The following is a 16,235-nucleotide window of genomic DNA, read 5'->3' as shown; positions in this document are numbered from 1 at the left end:
CTGTTCCTGCGAAATGGATTAAGACATCACGTAGGCATGTATTGAACATTTACTCAGACAACAATGCTTATGCCAACCTGTTCAAGACAGACTTTGGTTAAAGACCATGCTTTTCTGGTTAAACCAGCGTATTACCTCAAGTCGCTTTATGGGGTAAGGGGATTTTGTGTCTGCGACATTTCTGTTGTGCAAGAAATATGTACAATAAAATGAATTTTGTCGCTTTGCAAGCAAAATCCCACTAAACCCTATAGGTTGCGGATTTGAGGGTAAATAAATATATTCAATAATTTAATTTTTTTTAAGATGAAAATTGAAAAATTTAATGCAGACAACAGCCGTTTCGGTGTTGTTCTGAGTGAAGTGATGAAGAACCATCATGTATCTGGTTCTGATCTGATGTTTTATGCTGAGATGCATAAGGAAAACATTTTTGCAATCTAAAAGGGTAAGGGCGATTATCGGCTCAGTGTTTATGTAAGGATTGTTTCTGCTCTTCGGTACTTTATCGAAGACTCGGAAGAATACGCCCGAGTGAAGCAACGCCTTATCGAAGCAGCCTTCGATGATAGTTACTTTTTTAACAAATAATACTTTTGAATTGGATTTTTAAATTAAAAAGTGGAATCCGGCGGTTGTCGGATTCCACTGATATCGTATTTTTTTCGACGTTTCGCAAGTTTATCGCCACACGCCCTGATACTTCAATTTAACGCAAGAACTTTCCGGTAAGGCTTGCCTTGCAGGCAGCTACTTCTTCCGGAGTTCCGGCTACAACAAGATTGCCGCCCTTGTCGCCGCCTTCCGGACCGAGGTCGATGATATAGTCGGCACACTTGATGACATCCAGATTGTGCTCAATCACTACCAGCGAATGGCCCCTTTCTATCAGGGCATTGAAGGCATGGAGCAGGCGCTTGATGTCGTGGAAGTGAAGACCCGTGGTAGGCTCGTCGAAGATGAAAAGCGTAGGCTCCTGTTCTTCCTTACCTATGAAGAAGGCGAGCTTTACACGCTGATTCTCACCACCCGAAAGCGAACTTGAATTCTGACCGAGCTTGATATAACCCAGACCCACATCCTGAAGCGGTTTCAGTCGGTTTACGATGATGCGGCAGTTGTCGAAGTCGCCCTCGTTGCGCTGCAGCTTTTCATCGCTGAAGAACTCAATGGCCTCGTTTACCGTCATGTTCAGCACATCATTGACGTCTTTTCCGCCATAGCGAACCTCCAGGATATCGTGCTTGAACCGCTTGCCCTTACAAGCCTCGCAGGTCAGCGTGAGGTCTGCCATAAACTGCATCTCGATGGTAACATATCCCGCACCCTTACATTCCTCGCATCTTCCGCCTTCAGTATTGAAAGAGAAGTACTGCGGCGTGAATCCCATCTGCTTAGCCAGTGGCTGGTTGGCAAAGAGGGCACGTATCGCATCGTACGCCTTCAGATAGGTGGCAGGGTTGCTGCGGGTACTCTTTCCGATAGGGTTCTGGTCAACAAACTCTACATGTCTGATGCTCTTCCAGTCGCCTTCCATCGATGTATATTCGCCTGGGGCATCTGCTACGAGGTCCAGACGGCGACGCATGGCAGGATAGAGGATTCCCTTGATGAGCGAACTCTTGCCAGAGCCTGATACGCCGGTTACACAGGTGAATACATTGAGCGGTATCTTAACATCGATGCCGCGCAGATTGTTCATCCGGGCTCCCTTGATTTCGATATACTGGTTCCAGGCACGGTGGCTCGTTGGCACCTTTATCTCCTCGTTGTGGGTAAGGTACTTGATGGTATAACTCTCCGGATATTCAGCCAGCAGCTTTTCCTGTTCAGCCTTGTCGGTGGTTGAATATTCTGATGACGGACCGGCGTAGACCACTCTTCCGCCCAGTCTGCCGGCATCAGGACCGATATCGATGAGATAGTCGGCTGCCCGCATAATCTCTTCGTCGTGTTCTACCACAACCACCGTATTGCCCAGTTGCTGCAGTTCTTTCAGCACCTTAATCAGTCGGGCGGTATCGCGGCTATGGAGTCCGATACTAGGTTCGTCGAGGATATATACGCTACCCACGAGCGATGAGCCCAGGTTGGTGGTCAGGTTGATGCGCTGACTCTCACCGCCGGAGAGGGTGTTGGAGAGTCGGTTGAGCGTAAGATACCCCAGACCAACATCCAGGAGGAACTGCAGGCGGTGGGTGATTTCGGTGAGCAGACGCTTGCTGATTTCCTTCTCATGCTCAGAGAGTTCCAGTTTCCTGAACCATTCGCTCAGGTTCACAATCGACATCTCAACCAGTTCGGTGATACTCTTTCCGCCAATCTTCACATAGTTGGCTTCCTTCTTGAGTCGGGTACCATGGCAGTCAGGACAAATCGTCTTTCCACGGAATCGGCTCAGCATCACGCGGTATTGTATCTTGTACTGGTTCTCCTTTACCATTCTGAAGAACTCATCGATGCTCACCCTTTCCTGCTGTTTACGTTTCTTCTCGCCAGGCAGACCGTGCCACAGCCAGTCCTTCTGCTGCTGAGTCAGTTCGAAATAAGGCTTGAAGATAGGGAAGTCGTATTCAGCTGCTCTGCGGATGAATTCCTTGAGCCACATACCCATCTTTTCGCCTCGCCAGCAAACCACACATCCGTCATATACGCTCATCGAAGTGTTCGGGATGACGAGTTTCTCATCGATGCCTATTATGCTGCCGAAACCTTCACAGGTAGGGCAGGCTCCGAGAGGAGAGTTGAAGGCAAACATATTGTCGGTAGGCTCTTCAAACTGCATGCCGTCGGCTTCGAACCGGGTAGAGAAGTCGTAGCAGATGTTGCTTGGCAGGAAGACGAGGCGGCAGGCTCCATCTCCCTCATAGAAGGCAGTTTCGGCAGAATCCATCAGTCGGCTGATATCATCCTTCTCATCGCTTACCGAAGCACGGTCGATGACCAGGAAGATTTCTTCATCCTTCTGCTGCATTCTCTTTCTCAGTTTATCGCCGCTTACTTCCAGCAGTTCCTTGTCAGCCTGCTCCATGAAGTCTTCGATGCGTACGAATTCACCTTTTATATATATACGCGCGTAACCTTCCTGGTTGTACATCTCCAGCTGTTTGCCCAGACTGCGCCCTTCGATGACGTGGATAGGGGCGAGGATGACAAACCTGGTACCCTGGGAATACTGTCGGGTGCAGGCGAGTACATCTTCGGTAGTATGGCGTTTCACCTCCTGTCCGCTGATAGGCGAATAGGTTTTTCCGATGCGTGCGTAGAGCAGTCGCAGGTATTCGTAGATTTCGGTATTGGTGCCCACGGTAGATCGTGGGTTGCGCGAAATCACTTTCTGTTCGATGGCGATGGCAGGTGGCAATCCCTTGATGAAATCACATTCCGGTTTGCTCATACGTCCCAGAAACTGGCGAGCGTACGAAGAGAGCGACTCCACATAGCGGCGCTGGCCCTCAGCATATAAGGTATCAAAAGCCAACGATGATTTTCCCGATCCGGAGACACCCGTAATGGCAACAAACTTGCCCTGAGGTATCTTCACATCGATATTCTTGAGGTTGTTGGCTCTTGCCCCTTTTATTTCTATATATTTATCTTTTGGCATATTCTTTCTTCTTTTAAGATTAGGGGACCAGCGATGGAATCGCTGGGGACGGGGGCGCAAGGGGAAAGGCTCTTTTTACCCTTTTACCTTTTTACCCTTTTACCTTTTATTCGTGGTGGTAAGGTTCACCTTTTATAATAGTACATGCGCGATAGAGCGCCTCGGTAAAGATAAGGCGCACCATCTGATGCGAGAAGGTCATCTTGGAGAGGGAAATCTTCTCGTTGGCGCGGTCGTAGACAGACTGTGAAAAGCCGTAAGGACCGCCGATGACAAAGACGAGCCTTCTTGCCGTGGCCTGCTTGCGCTCTATCCATTTGGCAAACTCGATGCTTCGGAATTCCTGTCCATGTTCATCCATCAGCACCACCGTATCCGAAGGCTGCAGGAGTTTCAGAATCAGTTCTCCTTCCCGTTCCTTCTGCTGCTGTTCGCTGAGACTCTTGGTGTTCTTGAGTTCAGGAATGGTTGTTATGTTGAAAGGCATATAATGGGTGATGCGCTCGGCATAATCCTTGATGCCCGCAATGAAATGCTTGTTTACGGTCTTTCCGACCAGAATGAGTTCTGTCTTCATTTCGTTGGCGTTTTCTTCCTATACACTTTACACTTGAATTGACTTTCACTTCGTCCGTCGAACGTTGTTTCTTCGTTCTTCACTTCGCTTCGTCCCTGTAATATCCTGTTCCTATTCTTTTCGGATTCTTCGGAAACCAGCCTTTCTCGCAGCGTTGTCTCTGTTCGAAGAGTTCACCGATGCTCCAAAGGCATGAAGCACCTACTACGCCCAGTATGGCAGAGAAGAGCACGTTGGCAACCAGGAAGGCAGCTCCTATGCAGATGATGCCTGCAACGAGGAAAACCCACCAATAGCGGGTGCCCGTATAATATTCCGTCTTCATGACGATAGGGTGAAAGATACCTATTATTAAAAAAGTGGATACGGCGATGATGACGCCCGTGTAATATACTTCCATATTCTATTGTTTTATATTTTGTTCATTCAACTTTGCTATCTTACCAATACAATATTGCTAAATATTAGCCTTATTCTATTTTCTATTCCATTTCAATGTGCAAAAATACAAAAAAAACTTCATTCTTGCTTGGTTTATCAAAATTTTTATATAACTTTGTACGCAAATAGAGAAATTATGCATTGTTTTCGTGCACATCCTTCTCGATAAGAATTAATTAATAACATAATATAATCAAACTATGGCTAATAACGCAGAATTGATCAAGCAGTGTGAAGAAAGAGCACAGCAGTGGCTCACACCTGCTTTTGACGAAGAAACCCGTAAGGAAGTAAAGGCAATGCTCGACGCAGAGGACAAGTCTGCTCTCGTTGATGCATTCTATCAGAACTTGGAGTTCGGTACTGGTGGTTTGCGCGGTATCATGGGCGCAGGTACCAACCGCATGAACAAGTATATCGTTGGTATGGCTACACAGGGCTTTGCTAACTACATCCTCAAGGCTTTCCCAGGTGAGGAGAACCTTTCTGTAGTGGTAGGTCACGACTGCCGTAACAACTCCCGTCTCTTCGCTGAAACCGTAGCTGCCATCTTCTCTGCCAATGGCATCAAGGCTTATCTCTTCGAGGGCCTCCGTCCTACACCAGAGATTTCTTTCGCTATCCGTGAGCTCGGTGCAAAGGCCGGTGTCAACGTAACAGCTTCTCACAACCCTAAGGAGTACAACGGTTACAAGGCTTACTGGAGCGACGGTGCTCAGGTTCTGGCTCCACACGATACAGGTATCATCGAGGAGGTAAACAAGGTTACTATCGACCAGGTGAAGTTTGAGGCTAACTGGGATAAGATCAAAATTATCGGTGGTGAGATGGATTACGACTACATGACAGCCGTTCATTCTGCTATGATTGACCAGGATGTCATCAACCGTCAGAAAGACCTCAACATCGTTTATTCAGCTATGCACGGTACAGGTCGTGTCATCGTTCCTCTCTGTCTGCGTTCTTGGGGCTTCCAGAACATCAATGTAGTTCCTGAGCAGATGGTTGTAGATGGCAACTTCCCAACAGTGGTTTCTCCTAACCCAGAGAATGCAGAGGCTATGACCCTCGGTATGAAGCTCGGTACCAAGTTGAACGCTGACCTCGTGGTAGCTACCGACCCAGATGCTGACCGTCTGGCTATCGTTTGCCGTGACGACAAGGGCGAGTGGATGATCATCAACGGTAACCAGACAGCCATGATGTTCTGCTACTACATCATCGAGAACAAGAAGAAGTTGGGCAAGTTGAAGCCAACAGACTTCCTCGTAAAGACCATCGTAACAACAGAAGTTATCGCTGAGATTGCCAAGAAGAACAACGTAGAGTTGCGCGACTGCTACACCGGTTTCAAGTGGATTGCACGCGAGATTGCTATCTCTGAGGGCAAGCAGCAGTACATCGGTGGTGGTGAGGAGAGCTTCGGTTTCTTGCCATACGATAAGGTACGCGATAAGGATGCTCCTGCATCTATCTGTCTGATTTGCGAGATTGCAGCATGGGCTAAGGATCAGGGCAAGACTCTCTACGATCTCCTGATGCAGATTTATGCAGAGTATGGCTTCAGCAAGGAGTTCACAGTAAATGTAGTTCGCCCAGGTAAGACCGGTGCTGACGAGATTAAGCAGATGATGACAGACTTCCGTGCCAACCCTCCACAGGAGTTGGGTGGCAGCAAGGTGGTAACCTGGAAGGACTACCAGAGCCTGGAAGTTAAGCATGCTGACGGCAGCGTAGAGAAACTCGACATGCCTGCTACAAGCAATGTACTCCAGTGGTTCTGCGACGACAACACCAAGGTAAGTGTCCGTCCATCAGGTACAGAGCCTAAGATTAAGTTCTATATTGAGGTTAAGGATCCTTCATTCAAGTGCGCTGGCTGCTACAACCGCTGCACAGCTGCTGCAATGGATAAGATCGAGGCTATCAAGAAGAGCCTGAAGTTGGATTAATTTCATAGGAAATCATATCATGGCGCTCCGGTAATTATTGCCGGAGCGCTTTTCGTTTCAATAGCCGTTTATTCTTCTCGAAATAGGGTAGCAAGTTACCCTCATTATCATGTTTTTACAGAAAAAAAGCAAAAAGACTTGCATATTTTCTGATTTTTATTTATCTTTGCACCCATATTACAAAATTATAACATAGAATTATACTCTTATGGGAGGCATTTTCGGAACTATTTCCAAGAAAAGCTGTGTCGCTGATCTCTTTTACGGCACAGATTACAACTCACATCTCGGCACACGCCGGGGCGGTTTGGCAACCTACAGTAGTGAGAAGGGCTTCGTGCGCTCTATCCACAATCTGGAAAGTTCATACTTCAGAACGAAGTTTGAATCTACGCTCAACAAGTTTGAAGGAGCTACATCGGGCATCGGCGTGATTAGCGATACAGATGCCCAGCCACTCATCATGAACTCTCATCTTGGCCGCTTTGCCATTTGCACTGTAGCTAAGATAGTAAACAAGGATGAACTTACTCAGCTTCTGCTCGAAAAGAACATGCACTTTGCTGAAATGTCTTCGGGTAGTACCAATCCTACTGAGTTGGTGGCTCTGCTTATTATTCAGGCTAAAACCTTCAGAGAAGGTATCGAAAACGTTTTCCATCACATCAAAGGTTCCTGCACCATGATGATCCTTACCGAGGATGGCATCATCTGTGCGCGTGACAGTTGGGGACGTACTCCAATCATCATCGGCAAGAAGGAAGGTGCCTATGCGGCTTCCAGCGAAACCACCTCGTTCCCTAATCTCGATTATGAAACAGCATATGAGGTAGGACCAGGCGAAATCGTGAAGATTAAAGCTGATGGCATGGAGCAGATCCGTCCTGCCAACAAGAAGATGCAGGTTTGCTCTTTCCTCTGGGTTTACTATGGTTTCCCTACATCTACCTACGAGGGCAAGAATGTAGAGGAGGCGCGTTTTACCAACGGCTTCAATCTCGCCAAGACCGATGATGTGGAGGTAGACTGCTGCAGCGGTATTCCTGATTCAGGTACAGGTATGGCGATGGGTTATGCTGCCGGCAAGGGTGTGCCTTACCAGCGTTGCATTGCCAAGTATACTCCTACATGGCCTCGCAGTTTTACTCCTAGCAACCAGAGCATGCGTTCATTGGTAGCCAAGATGAAGCTGATTCCTAACAAGGCGATGTTGAAGGGCAAGCGTGTGTTATTCTGCGATGACAGTATCGTTCGTGGTACCCAGCTTCGCGACAATGTGAAGGTGCTTTTCGACCAGGCAGGCTTGAAGGAGTGCCACATGCGTATAGCGTGTCCTCCATTGGTATATGGTTGTCCGTTCATCAACTTCACTTCTTCAAAGAGTGATATGGAGCTGATTACCCGCCGCATTATCGAGAAGTTTGAGGGCGATGCCAACAAGAATCTTGAGAAATACGCTACCACCGGTTCTCCTGAGTATCAGAGAATGGTAGATGAGATTGCCAGCCAGTTGGGCTTGACTTCCCTGAAGTTCAATACCATCGAGCAGCTGGTAGAGGCTATCGGTCTTCCAAAGTGCCAGGTTTGTACCCATTGTTTCGATGGCAGCAGTGCATATACTCTTGATGAGTTTGCTGATGAAGACTAAAATAAGAATATAAGTTCTTGATAGATTAGAAGATAGGTCTAGCAACCCCGCAAAGCGCGGTGTTGCTAGACCTATTTTTTATTGTTATTTTCGGAAATTTTGAACATATTGTGATAAGATGTGAATAGTCTTTTATCACCGAAAAGCTGTACCTTTGCACCCAGATAATAAATGAAACGTAAATCAATAGAAATCATTAAGAAGAAATGAAGAAAATAATCATCTTATGTTTCGCGCTCGGAGCTTTCCATACACTTGGCGCACAGGAGACGCTTACGCTCAGCCAGTGCCTGCAGATGGCAGTGGATAATAACCTGTCGCTCCAGAGCAGCCGAAACGAAATAGCTAAGGGAAAGTACGCTATCAGCGAAAATCAGGCTAAACTCTATCCGCAGATCAATGTGGTGGCACAGCTCAACGACAACTTTACGCCGCCTGTTTCGGTTACCGACGGCTCGGCTTACGGCAAGCCTTATAATGTAACCAAGACGTTGCAGTATAATGCATCGGCGGGTGTACAATTGCAGATGCCACTGTATAACCAGATGATTCTTACCGCCATCGACATTACCAAGATTGCCGATAAACTCAACCAACTCTCTTATGAGAAGGCGCGTGAAGACCTCATCGTGCAGACTGCCAAGATGTATTACATGGCGCAGAACACATCTGAGCAGATTCGTCTGACGGATGACAACATCAAGCGACTGGTAGAACTCAGAAACATCACCCAGGCATTCTATGACAACCAGATGAGTCTGGAGGTTGATCTGAAGCGAGTGAATCTCAATATCGAGAACCTCACCGTGCAGCGCGATAACGCCATCGCCATGCTCGAACAGCAGTATACCATGCTCAAGTATGTGATAGATTATCCTGCCGAGAAGGAGATGAAGGTGACTGCCGTAAATCCGGGAAAGATAGAGATGGTGAAGGCTGACGGACTGGATACGGGACTCTACGAACTCCAGTTGCTGGAGCAGAAGAAACTGCTCACCCAGAAGCAGACCAAACTAGCCAGGGACGGCTATCTGCCATCACTCTCGCTGACTGGAAACCTGATGTATTCTGCCTTTACCGATAGGATTGATCACTGGATTCATTCGGGCGAATCAAACCATTGGTATGGTTCCAACGGTCTGGGCATCCAGCTGAGAGTGCCTGTATTCGATGGTTTTGAAAAGCGTTCTAAAATCAGAAAGGCGAAGATAGAGGAGGAGAATGCACGCATCGGTTACGAGGACGCCCTGAAGGGACTGCAGGCAAACTATATGAATGCGGTGAGCGAGGTGAACAACAGTCAGCGCAACTACAAGAAGCAGTTTGATAACTATACCATGGCGCAGGATGTTTACAACGTAACAGCCGACCAGTATAAGGAGGGTGTGGCTTCGATGACAGCGGTGCTGCAGGACGAGATGCGCATGAGTGAGGCAATGAACAATTATCTCACAGCCTACTATCGCTACAAGGTTGCCAATCTCTCGCTGCTCAAGTTGACTGGACAGCTCAACCAGATTTCGGTTGCTAAATAACGGAGAAGAATAAATCATTAAAAAATAAAACATAAACAGGAAAACGGGATGTAAAAAACTTTACTTCATATTCCCTGATTCCAAATTACAATAAAACTATGGAACAGAACGAAAATAAAAATGTAGAAACTGCAGAGGCTACACAGGTATCTCACGAAGAAACCAGGAAAAAACTCAAGAAACAGCGCGTAAGACAGATTATCGCCAGTCTGATAGGTGTTGCTATTCTGGCTTTCGGACTTTGGAAGATCGTATGCCTCTTCCTCGATTATAACTCTAATGAAACGAGCAATGATGCTCAGATAGAGCAATATATCTCACCGGTTAATCTCCGTGCATCCGGCTATATCGCCAAGGTATGCTTCAGAGAACATCAGGAAGTACACAAGGGAGATACCCTCCTCGTGCTCGACGACCGGGAGTATCGCATCCGTCTGATGGAGGCTGAAGCAGCCCTCAAGGATGCCAAGGCAGGAGCCAATGTCATCAACGCTACAGAGCAGACCACCGAGACATCAGCTTCTATCTATCAGGCATCTATCGATGAAATAAATGTACGACTTGCCAAACTTGCCACGGACTGCGAACGCTATCGCAACCTGGTAGAAAAGAAGGCGGCTACTCCTATCCAGCTCGAACAGCTGGAGGTGGAATATGCAGCCACCAAGAAGAAACTCGAAGGGGTAAAGAAACAGCAGGCTGCTGCCTATAAGGGAGTAAACGAGGTAACTACCCGCAAGCAGAATGTGGCTGCCTCCATCGAGCGTGCCGAGGCTGCCGTAGAGATGGCAAAGCTGAACCTCTCTTACTGTGTGGTAGTGGCTCCTTGTGATGGTAAACTGGGTCGCCGCTCTATCGAGGAGGGACAGATGGTGAATGCAGGAACCACCATTACCTACATCATTCCAACCAACAACAAATGGGTGATTGCCAACTATAAGGAAACCCAGATAGAGAATCTCTATGTAGGACAGAAGGTGCGTATGACTGTAGATGCCATCAGTAACAAGGAGTTTGAGGGTACGGTGACCGCCATTTCTGGTGCTACCGGTTCGAAATATTCGCTGGTACCTACAGACAATTCGGCTGGCAACTTTGTCAAGATTCAGCAGCGTGTGCCTGTAAGAATCGATTTCAACAACCTCAGCAAAGAGGATAATGAGCATCTTGCTGCCGGCATGATGGTGGTTGTCAAGGCTGAGAGAAAGTAAAAAACAGCTAGATGGAAATGAAGTAATATATGGAAGAAGAATATAAGAATTATCCGTTTTATGATTGGGTGCCCAAACCGCTCGGAATCATCTTCATGATCATCCTCTTCGTGCCGATGATTACGATGAGTGGCGTCTATTCTGCCAACAGCGGCGAGATGATGAGCGGGCTCGGCATCCAGTCGGAATACATCGCCTTTGCGGGCTTCTGCACCTCGATAGGAATGGCGGCTTTCTCGCCGTTCTTCTATGAACTGGTGTGCATCCGTAGAGAGAAGATGATGTGTATCGTGGGCTTCTCCATTCTCTTTATCCTCAGTTTCGTGTGTGCCCAGACCGACTCTCTGTTCATACTCGGACTGTGCAGTCTGCTGATGGGTTTTGTCCGTCAGACGCTGCTGATGGCGCATCTCTTCGTGCTCATCAGATATGGTTTCGGAATAGAGGCTACGAGGAATATCACGCCGGGATGCGAGCCTACTACCGAGGAAGCATGGGATGCGGTAGATTCGGAGAAGATGGTTTCGCAGCCAGTTATCTATCTCTTCTTCATGATTATCGGACAGTTGGGAACCTGGCTAACGGCATGGCTTGCCTATGCCTATGAGTGGCAGTATGTTTATCATTTTATGATGGCATTCATGCTGGCGGGCATCATCATCGTGTTCTTCACCATGCCTTATCATAAGTATCCGATGCCTAAGTTCCCGATAACGATGTCGAAGTTTGGCAATGTTACGGTGTTCAGTATCATGCTCTGTTCGTTTGCTTACGTCATGGTTTTCGGTAAGACACTCGACTGGTTTGATGATCCTACCATCCGTTTCTCTTCGGTGGGCTGTCTTATCTTTACCGCTCTGTTCATCTATCTGGAGAAGACGAGGCGTTCACCTTATTTCATCATGGAGGTGTTTCAGCTCAGGGTCATCAACTACGGCATCCTGCTCTTCTTCCTGCTGATGGTCTGCAATTCGAGTGCCATGTTTGTCAACGTGTTCACCAATGTGAGCATGAAGATAGATAACTGGCAGAACGCCACGCTAGGCAACTGGGTGATGGTGGGCTACACCGTGGGACTGATATTCGCAGTTATCGCCCGAGCCAAGAATGTTCACCTGAAGTGGATGTACTGTCTGGGCTTCCTCTTTATCGGAGCCTATGCGCTGTACATGTATTTCGAGGTACAGAACGACGGTATGTATGAGCGTATGAAATGGCCTATCATCATCCGTTCTACGGGAATGATGCTGCTCTATTCGCTCATCTCCACGATAGCCAACCAGCGCATGCCTTACCGCTTCATGTCAACCTGGGTTTGCATCATGCTTACCGTTCGTATGGTCATTGCCCCTTGCATCGGCTCTGCGCTCTATACCAATGTGCTTCAGCACAGACAGCAGTATTATGTAACCCGCTTTGCCCAGGATTACGACCGCACGAACATCGAGACGGCGAAGACTTACGACCAGACGGTGAGAGGCATGCAATATCAGGGCAAGAGTGTAACCGAGGCACAGAACATGGCTGCCATGAGTACGAAGGGAAAGGTACAGGTACAGGCCACGCTGGTGAGCATCAAGGAGATGGCTGGCTGGACCTTCTACGGCTGTCTGCTGTGTGCCGGACTGATGCTCGTTCTCCCTTGGCGCAAGCGCAATATCGGGGAACTGACGCGTGAGTATCTGCTGAAGAATGTAGATGTGAAATCCCTGGGAAGAAGGTAGTGGAGTGCTAAAATATCATAAAAGATACAGGCTGCTCATCTGATGAATGGATATTTTTGTTATCTTCGCAGTTAAATCTGAAGATAACAGATCCATATTCATCATGAAAATAACAGATAATATCATCATATATGAGGCTCATGAGTTTCCTCAGCTGTTGATGCAGCCTTTCTACTCCGACTATGTCGGAATCGTAATCTGTCATCAGGGGATGTTCCGTTTCTGCGTAGACGGAACATCCTTTGTTGCATCTGTGGGTGAAACCGTTTTCCTCTCCAAAGGAGTGATGTTTCATGTGCAGGAAACGGGCAAGAACCTCAAATATACCCTTCTTTTTTACCGTGCTGAACAGATTCGTCACATGTTGGGTAATACCGTGGTTACCATGCGTCTTTATGCTACGATTTATCCCAAATCCTGCCATGTCAGGACGACGGGCTATGAGGACATGCTTACTTCTTATGCCCTGATGCTGAGGAAACTGGAGCTGGAAAAAGAGAAGAGTGGTGAACTGGATGCCTATTGTGTGCATGAGCAGAAACTGTTGCTGATGGCTGTTACGTACCGTTTGTGCAGCATCTTCTCGGCATCGTTCAAGGCTGCCGGCAAGGAGATGGAACGGAAGATTGCCATCTTTGAGTCGCTGGTGCTGCTGATAGAGAAGAACTATATGCGTGAGCGTAGTGTGGCTTTCTATGCAGACGAACTCTGTCTTACACCGAAATATCTGTCGGTACTGGTCAAGTCGGTTTGCGGTCAGACGGTCCAGCAGTTGCTTTTCAAGGCGATGATCCGTCGCAGTATCTACCTGATGAAGAACACCACGAAGACGATACAGCAGATAGCCAATGAACTTAGTTTTCCCAATGCTTCAGCCTTCGGAACCTTCTTCAAGAAACATACCGGTCTGTCGCCTAAGCATTACCGTAATTGGGAAGAGGGAATGAACCGAGATTTCATCCTATATCTATAAAATAAAAAAGGGACAGAGGATTTGTTCTGTCCCCTGTCCCGAAACTGTGATATAACTAAAACAACTGAGCGAAAGCTTCGGCTGTCTTTCCTGTATAGGTCTTCATCTCTGTAACCGGCTTGTAACTGAAATCCTTGAAGGCAAGGAGCTGTGTGGCAACAAACTGGTGGTCGTCAGAGATGCAAGCCTGTAACTTCATATTACCCATGCTGATGGCAGAAACAGGGAATTTGCTGATCGCTGTTTCTACATCCTTAGGGGCTGCACTGAGGATGTTCTCAAGCTTTCTTCCATCCTCTACAGAATATTCTTTCTCTTTTATCTTAATCACACTGTTGGTAGGTTGATAGATGAGCTTGACAGTCAAACCCATGAAACCTTTCTTTACCTGTACATCCTGGAGTGCCAAAACATCAGCACCCATCTCTAAATGATTAATCTTTGCCATAATTTTATACTGTTATTTGCTTATTCTTAATTCTTGAAAAATAATATATATTGAACTGTTTTTTTTTTTGAATAGGGGTGTAACCAATCTTATCGCAAATCTTAGGAAAGATGCGATAAACCTATATGAAATTTTAAAAAGAGAAAAGAATAAGCACTAACAGAGCAGACGTCGCAGGCAAATGACATAATACTTGCAGGCGACATCAAAGTGGATTGGGGCAGTTTCCTGTCGGAAAGGCTCCATGCCACCTTCTATAGCTGATAAAAGGGATGATAAATAACGGATTCTATTTGTAAGCAATCTACTGGCAGTCTGACTGTTGTGCATGTTGCCACTTGGCAATAAGCGCTGCGGACGGCTGCTACAGATGCGGTAAGCAAGCTGTGAGGCGTTTTCAAGCTGTGCCTCAGGCTGGCTCTTGTCATACTCAACCTTCGCCAAACCATCTTTCTTATGGCTTGCATCTTCGGTATAAGAATCCTCGGGAGTAAAAGAAATAGGGGCAGCAGATACCTCTCCATAGCCTGAGAAGACCATGGACACCAGAAAAAGGATGTATAGTATCAACTGCCTCATATTAAATATATTATGGTGTCAGGATGAACTCCCGACACCAGGGATGATTAATAGCTTCTTGCGATGATGACACGGGCTACAGCTGGCTTGCCGCTTACCATATCTACACCTGGAGTCTGCTCGTAAGCGAAAGGCACGCAGCGGATGGTAGCCTGAGTCTCTTCCTTAATCTTAGCCTCGGTCTCGGCTGTACCGTCCCAATGGCAGAGGAAGAAACCACCGTCCTTCACACGCTTCTTGAACTCCTCGTAGTTGTCGCACTCATAAACGTGAGCATCACGGTAAGCACGAGCCTTCTCGAAGATATTCTTCTGGATGTCTTCCAGCATATTCTTTACGCGCTCAACGATACCGTCGAAGCTTACGTTCTCCTTCTCCAAGGTATCACGGCGCATAATCTCGATGGTGTTGTTCTCCAAGTCACGGCCACCCATAGCCAGACGAACAGGAACACCCTTCAACTCATAGTCAGCGAACTTGAAGCCAGGACGCTTGGCAGGGTTGTCATCATACTTCACGGTGATGCCCAACTCGCGGAGCTGGTCGATGACAGGCTGCAATTTAGCAGTAATCTGAGCCAACTGCTCGTCGCCCTTGTTGATAGGAACGATAACCACCTGGATAGGAGCCAGCTTTGGAGGCAATACGAGACCGTTATCATCGCTGTGAACCATGATGAGGGCACCCATCAGTCGGGTAGAAACACCCCATGAAGTAGCCCATACGTACTCAGGCTTGTTCTCCTTGTTCAAGTAGGTAACATCGAAACTCTTGGCGAAGTTCTGACCCAGGAAGTGAGAAGTACCACTCTGGAGAGCCTTGCCATCCTGCATCATTGCCTCGATGGTATAAGTGTTGAGAGCACCTGCGAAACGCTCAGTCTCACTCTTCACACCCTGCAATACAGGAACACCCATGTAGTTTTCAGCAAACTCAGCGTAAACCTTGAGCATCTCCTGAGCCTTTGCCTCAGCCTCTTCCTTAGTGGCATGAGCGGTATGACCCTCCTGCCAGAGGAACTCAGAAGTACGGAGGAACGGACGGGTACGCATCTCCCAACGCATTACGTTACACCACTGGTTGCAGAGGATAGGGAGATCACGCCATGAATGAATCCAGTTCTTATAGGTGTTCCAGATGATGGTCTCAGAAGTAGGACGGATGATGAGCTCCTCATCGAGCTTTGCGTTAGGATCAACCTCAACCTCTTTGCCATCCTCTGTAGAACGGAGGCGGTAGTGGGTAACTACGGCACACTCCTTGGCGAAACCTGCCACGTGCTCAGCCTCACGAGAGAAGAAACTCTTCGGGATGAGGAGAGGGAAGTATGCGTTCTGTACACCTGTCTGCTTAAACATCTTGTCGAGCTGTTGCTGCATCTTCTCCCAGATAGCGTAACCGTATGGTTTGATAATCATACAACCACGAACTGGTGACAACTCAGCGAGATCAGCCTTTACTACCAAATCATTGTACCACTGACTGTAGTTGTCAGCGCGCTTGGTTAAATTCTTGAGTTCTTTAGCCATATTGCTTTATT

The 16,235-nt window shown here is 47.4% G+C and carries 13 protein-coding genes; 7 read left to right on the top strand and 6 right to left on the bottom strand.

Going from position 1 to position 16,235, the window contains the following annotated elements; all coding sequences use genetic code 11:
• Positions 1-306 precede the first annotated feature (306 nt).
• Positions 307-444, top strand: a complete 138-nt coding sequence (locus DWV53_RS15640; protein WP_181992410.1) for a hypothetical protein — start codon at positions 307-309, stop codon at positions 442-444.
• A gap of 265 nt (positions 445-709) precedes the next feature.
• On the opposite strand, the gene uvrA is transcribed toward DWV53_RS15640, so the two are convergent.
• The 3 genes from uvrA to DWV53_RS04595 all read right to left on the bottom strand — a co-directional run bounded on the left by uvrA (position 710) and on the right by DWV53_RS04595 (position 4,584).
• Positions 710-3,607, bottom strand: coding sequence for an excinuclease ABC subunit UvrA (gene uvrA / locus DWV53_RS04605; protein WP_118151938.1), 2,898 nt, complete (start codon positions 3,605-3,607; stop codon positions 710-712).
• Positions 3,608-3,713: 106 nt separating this feature from the next.
• On the bottom strand, positions 3,714-4,184 hold the full coding sequence (rlmH, locus tag DWV53_RS04600) for a 23S rRNA (pseudouridine(1915)-N(3))-methyltransferase RlmH (RefSeq protein WP_006846932.1): 471 nt from the start codon (positions 4,182-4,184) through the stop codon (positions 3,714-3,716).
• Positions 4,185-4,263: 79 nt separating this feature from the next.
• Positions 4,264-4,584, bottom strand: coding sequence for a DUF4491 family protein (locus DWV53_RS04595; RefSeq protein WP_006846931.1), 321 nt, complete (start codon positions 4,582-4,584; stop codon positions 4,264-4,266).
• 241 nt (positions 4,585-4,825) lie between these two features.
• Between DWV53_RS04595 and DWV53_RS04590 the strand changes: the two genes are divergently transcribed.
• The 6 genes from DWV53_RS04590 to DWV53_RS04565 all read left to right on the top strand — a co-directional run bounded on the left by DWV53_RS04590 (position 4,826) and on the right by DWV53_RS04565 (position 13,668).
• Positions 4,826-6,577 (top strand): phospho-sugar mutase, encoded by a 1,752-nt coding sequence (locus DWV53_RS04590; protein ID WP_118151936.1) that lies wholly within the window; start codon positions 4,826-4,828, stop codon positions 6,575-6,577.
• Positions 6,578-6,785: 208 nt separating this feature from the next.
• A complete protein-coding gene (locus tag DWV53_RS04585; RefSeq protein ID WP_118151934.1) occupies positions 6,786-8,225 on the top strand; it encodes an amidophosphoribosyltransferase in 1,440 nt (479 codons plus the stop codon).
• Between the two features lie 206 nt (positions 8,226-8,431).
• Entirely contained in the window at positions 8,432-9,760 is a 1,329-nt protein-coding gene (locus tag DWV53_RS04580; RefSeq protein ID WP_118151932.1) for a TolC family protein, read from the top strand.
• A 98-nt stretch (positions 9,761-9,858) separates the two neighbouring features.
• Positions 9,859-10,971 carry an HlyD family secretion protein gene (locus tag DWV53_RS04575; protein WP_118151930.1) on the top strand — a complete coding sequence of 371 codons (1,113 nt, stop codon included), beginning with the start codon at positions 9,859-9,861 and terminating at the stop codon, positions 10,969-10,971.
• Between the two features lie 29 nt (positions 10,972-11,000).
• Complete coding sequence (locus tag DWV53_RS04570) at positions 11,001-12,695, top strand: MFS transporter (RefSeq protein WP_118151929.1); 1,695 nt, start codon at positions 11,001-11,003, stop codon at positions 12,693-12,695.
• A gap of 103 nt (positions 12,696-12,798) precedes the next feature.
• Positions 12,799-13,668, top strand: a complete 870-nt coding sequence (locus DWV53_RS04565; RefSeq protein WP_181992409.1) for a helix-turn-helix domain-containing protein — start codon at positions 12,799-12,801, stop codon at positions 13,666-13,668.
• Positions 13,669-13,723: 55 nt separating this feature from the next.
• Here the strand turns inward: DWV53_RS04565 and DWV53_RS04560 are convergent, their stop codons facing one another.
• From DWV53_RS04560 to proS, 3 genes are all read right to left on the bottom strand, one after another.
• Complete coding sequence (locus DWV53_RS04560) at positions 13,724-14,116, bottom strand: hypothetical protein (protein WP_118151925.1); 393 nt, start codon at positions 14,114-14,116, stop codon at positions 13,724-13,726.
• Between the two features lie 156 nt (positions 14,117-14,272).
• On the bottom strand, positions 14,273-14,695 hold the full coding sequence (locus tag DWV53_RS04555) for a hypothetical protein (protein ID WP_147380545.1): 423 nt from the start codon (positions 14,693-14,695) through the stop codon (positions 14,273-14,275).
• A gap of 47 nt (positions 14,696-14,742) precedes the next feature.
• Complete coding sequence (gene proS, locus DWV53_RS04550) at positions 14,743-16,224, bottom strand: proline--tRNA ligase (RefSeq protein WP_118151921.1); 1,482 nt, start codon at positions 16,222-16,224, stop codon at positions 14,743-14,745.
• Between the last annotated feature and the right edge of the window lie 11 nt (positions 16,225-16,235).

It is taken from the genome of Segatella copri, from assembly GCF_003465495.1.
GTDB classification, from domain to species: Bacteria; Bacteroidota; Bacteroidia; order Bacteroidales; family Bacteroidaceae; genus Prevotella; species Prevotella copri_G.
The sequence above is the reverse complement of the archived record's forward strand: the minus strand, read 5'-3'. Positions and strand labels throughout refer to the sequence as shown.

Bases quoted from the DNA above. Each gene is read 5' to 3' on its own strand.
- DWV53_RS04585 (WP_118151934.1), top strand. From the start codon at position 6,786: ATGGGAGGCATTTTCGGAACTATTTCCAAGAAAAGCTGTGTCGCTGAT.
- DWV53_RS15640 (WP_181992410.1), top strand. From the start codon at position 307: ATGAAAATTGAAAAATTTAATGCAGACAACAGCCGTTTCGGTGTTGTT.
- DWV53_RS04575 (WP_118151930.1), top strand. From the start codon at position 9,859: ATGGAACAGAACGAAAATAAAAATGTAGAAACTGCAGAGGCTACACAG.
- rlmH (WP_006846932.1), bottom strand. From the start codon at position 4,184: ATGAAGACAGAACTCATTCTGGTCGGAAAGACCGTAAACAAGCATTTC.
- DWV53_RS04580 (WP_118151932.1), top strand. From the start codon at position 8,432: ATGAAGAAAATAATCATCTTATGTTTCGCGCTCGGAGCTTTCCATACA.
- DWV53_RS04590 (WP_118151936.1), top strand. From the start codon at position 4,826: ATGGCTAATAACGCAGAATTGATCAAGCAGTGTGAAGAAAGAGCACAG.
- uvrA (WP_118151938.1), bottom strand. From the start codon at position 3,607: ATGCCAAAAGATAAATATATAGAAATAAAAGGGGCAAGAGCCAACAAC.
- DWV53_RS04565 (WP_181992409.1), top strand. From the start codon at position 12,799: ATGAAAATAACAGATAATATCATCATATATGAGGCTCATGAGTTTCCT.
- DWV53_RS04570 (WP_118151929.1), top strand. From the start codon at position 11,001: ATGGAAGAAGAATATAAGAATTATCCGTTTTATGATTGGGTGCCCAAA.
- DWV53_RS04595 (WP_006846931.1), bottom strand. From the start codon at position 4,584: ATGGAAGTATATTACACGGGCGTCATCATCGCCGTATCCACTTTTTTA.
- DWV53_RS04560 (WP_118151925.1), bottom strand. From the start codon at position 14,116: ATGGCAAAGATTAATCATTTAGAGATGGGTGCTGATGTTTTGGCACTC.
- DWV53_RS04555 (WP_147380545.1), bottom strand. From the start codon at position 14,695: ATGAGGCAGTTGATACTATACATCCTTTTTCTGGTGTCCATGGTCTTC.
- proS (WP_118151921.1), bottom strand. From the start codon at position 16,224: ATGGCTAAAGAACTCAAGAATTTAACCAAGCGCGCTGACAACTACAGT.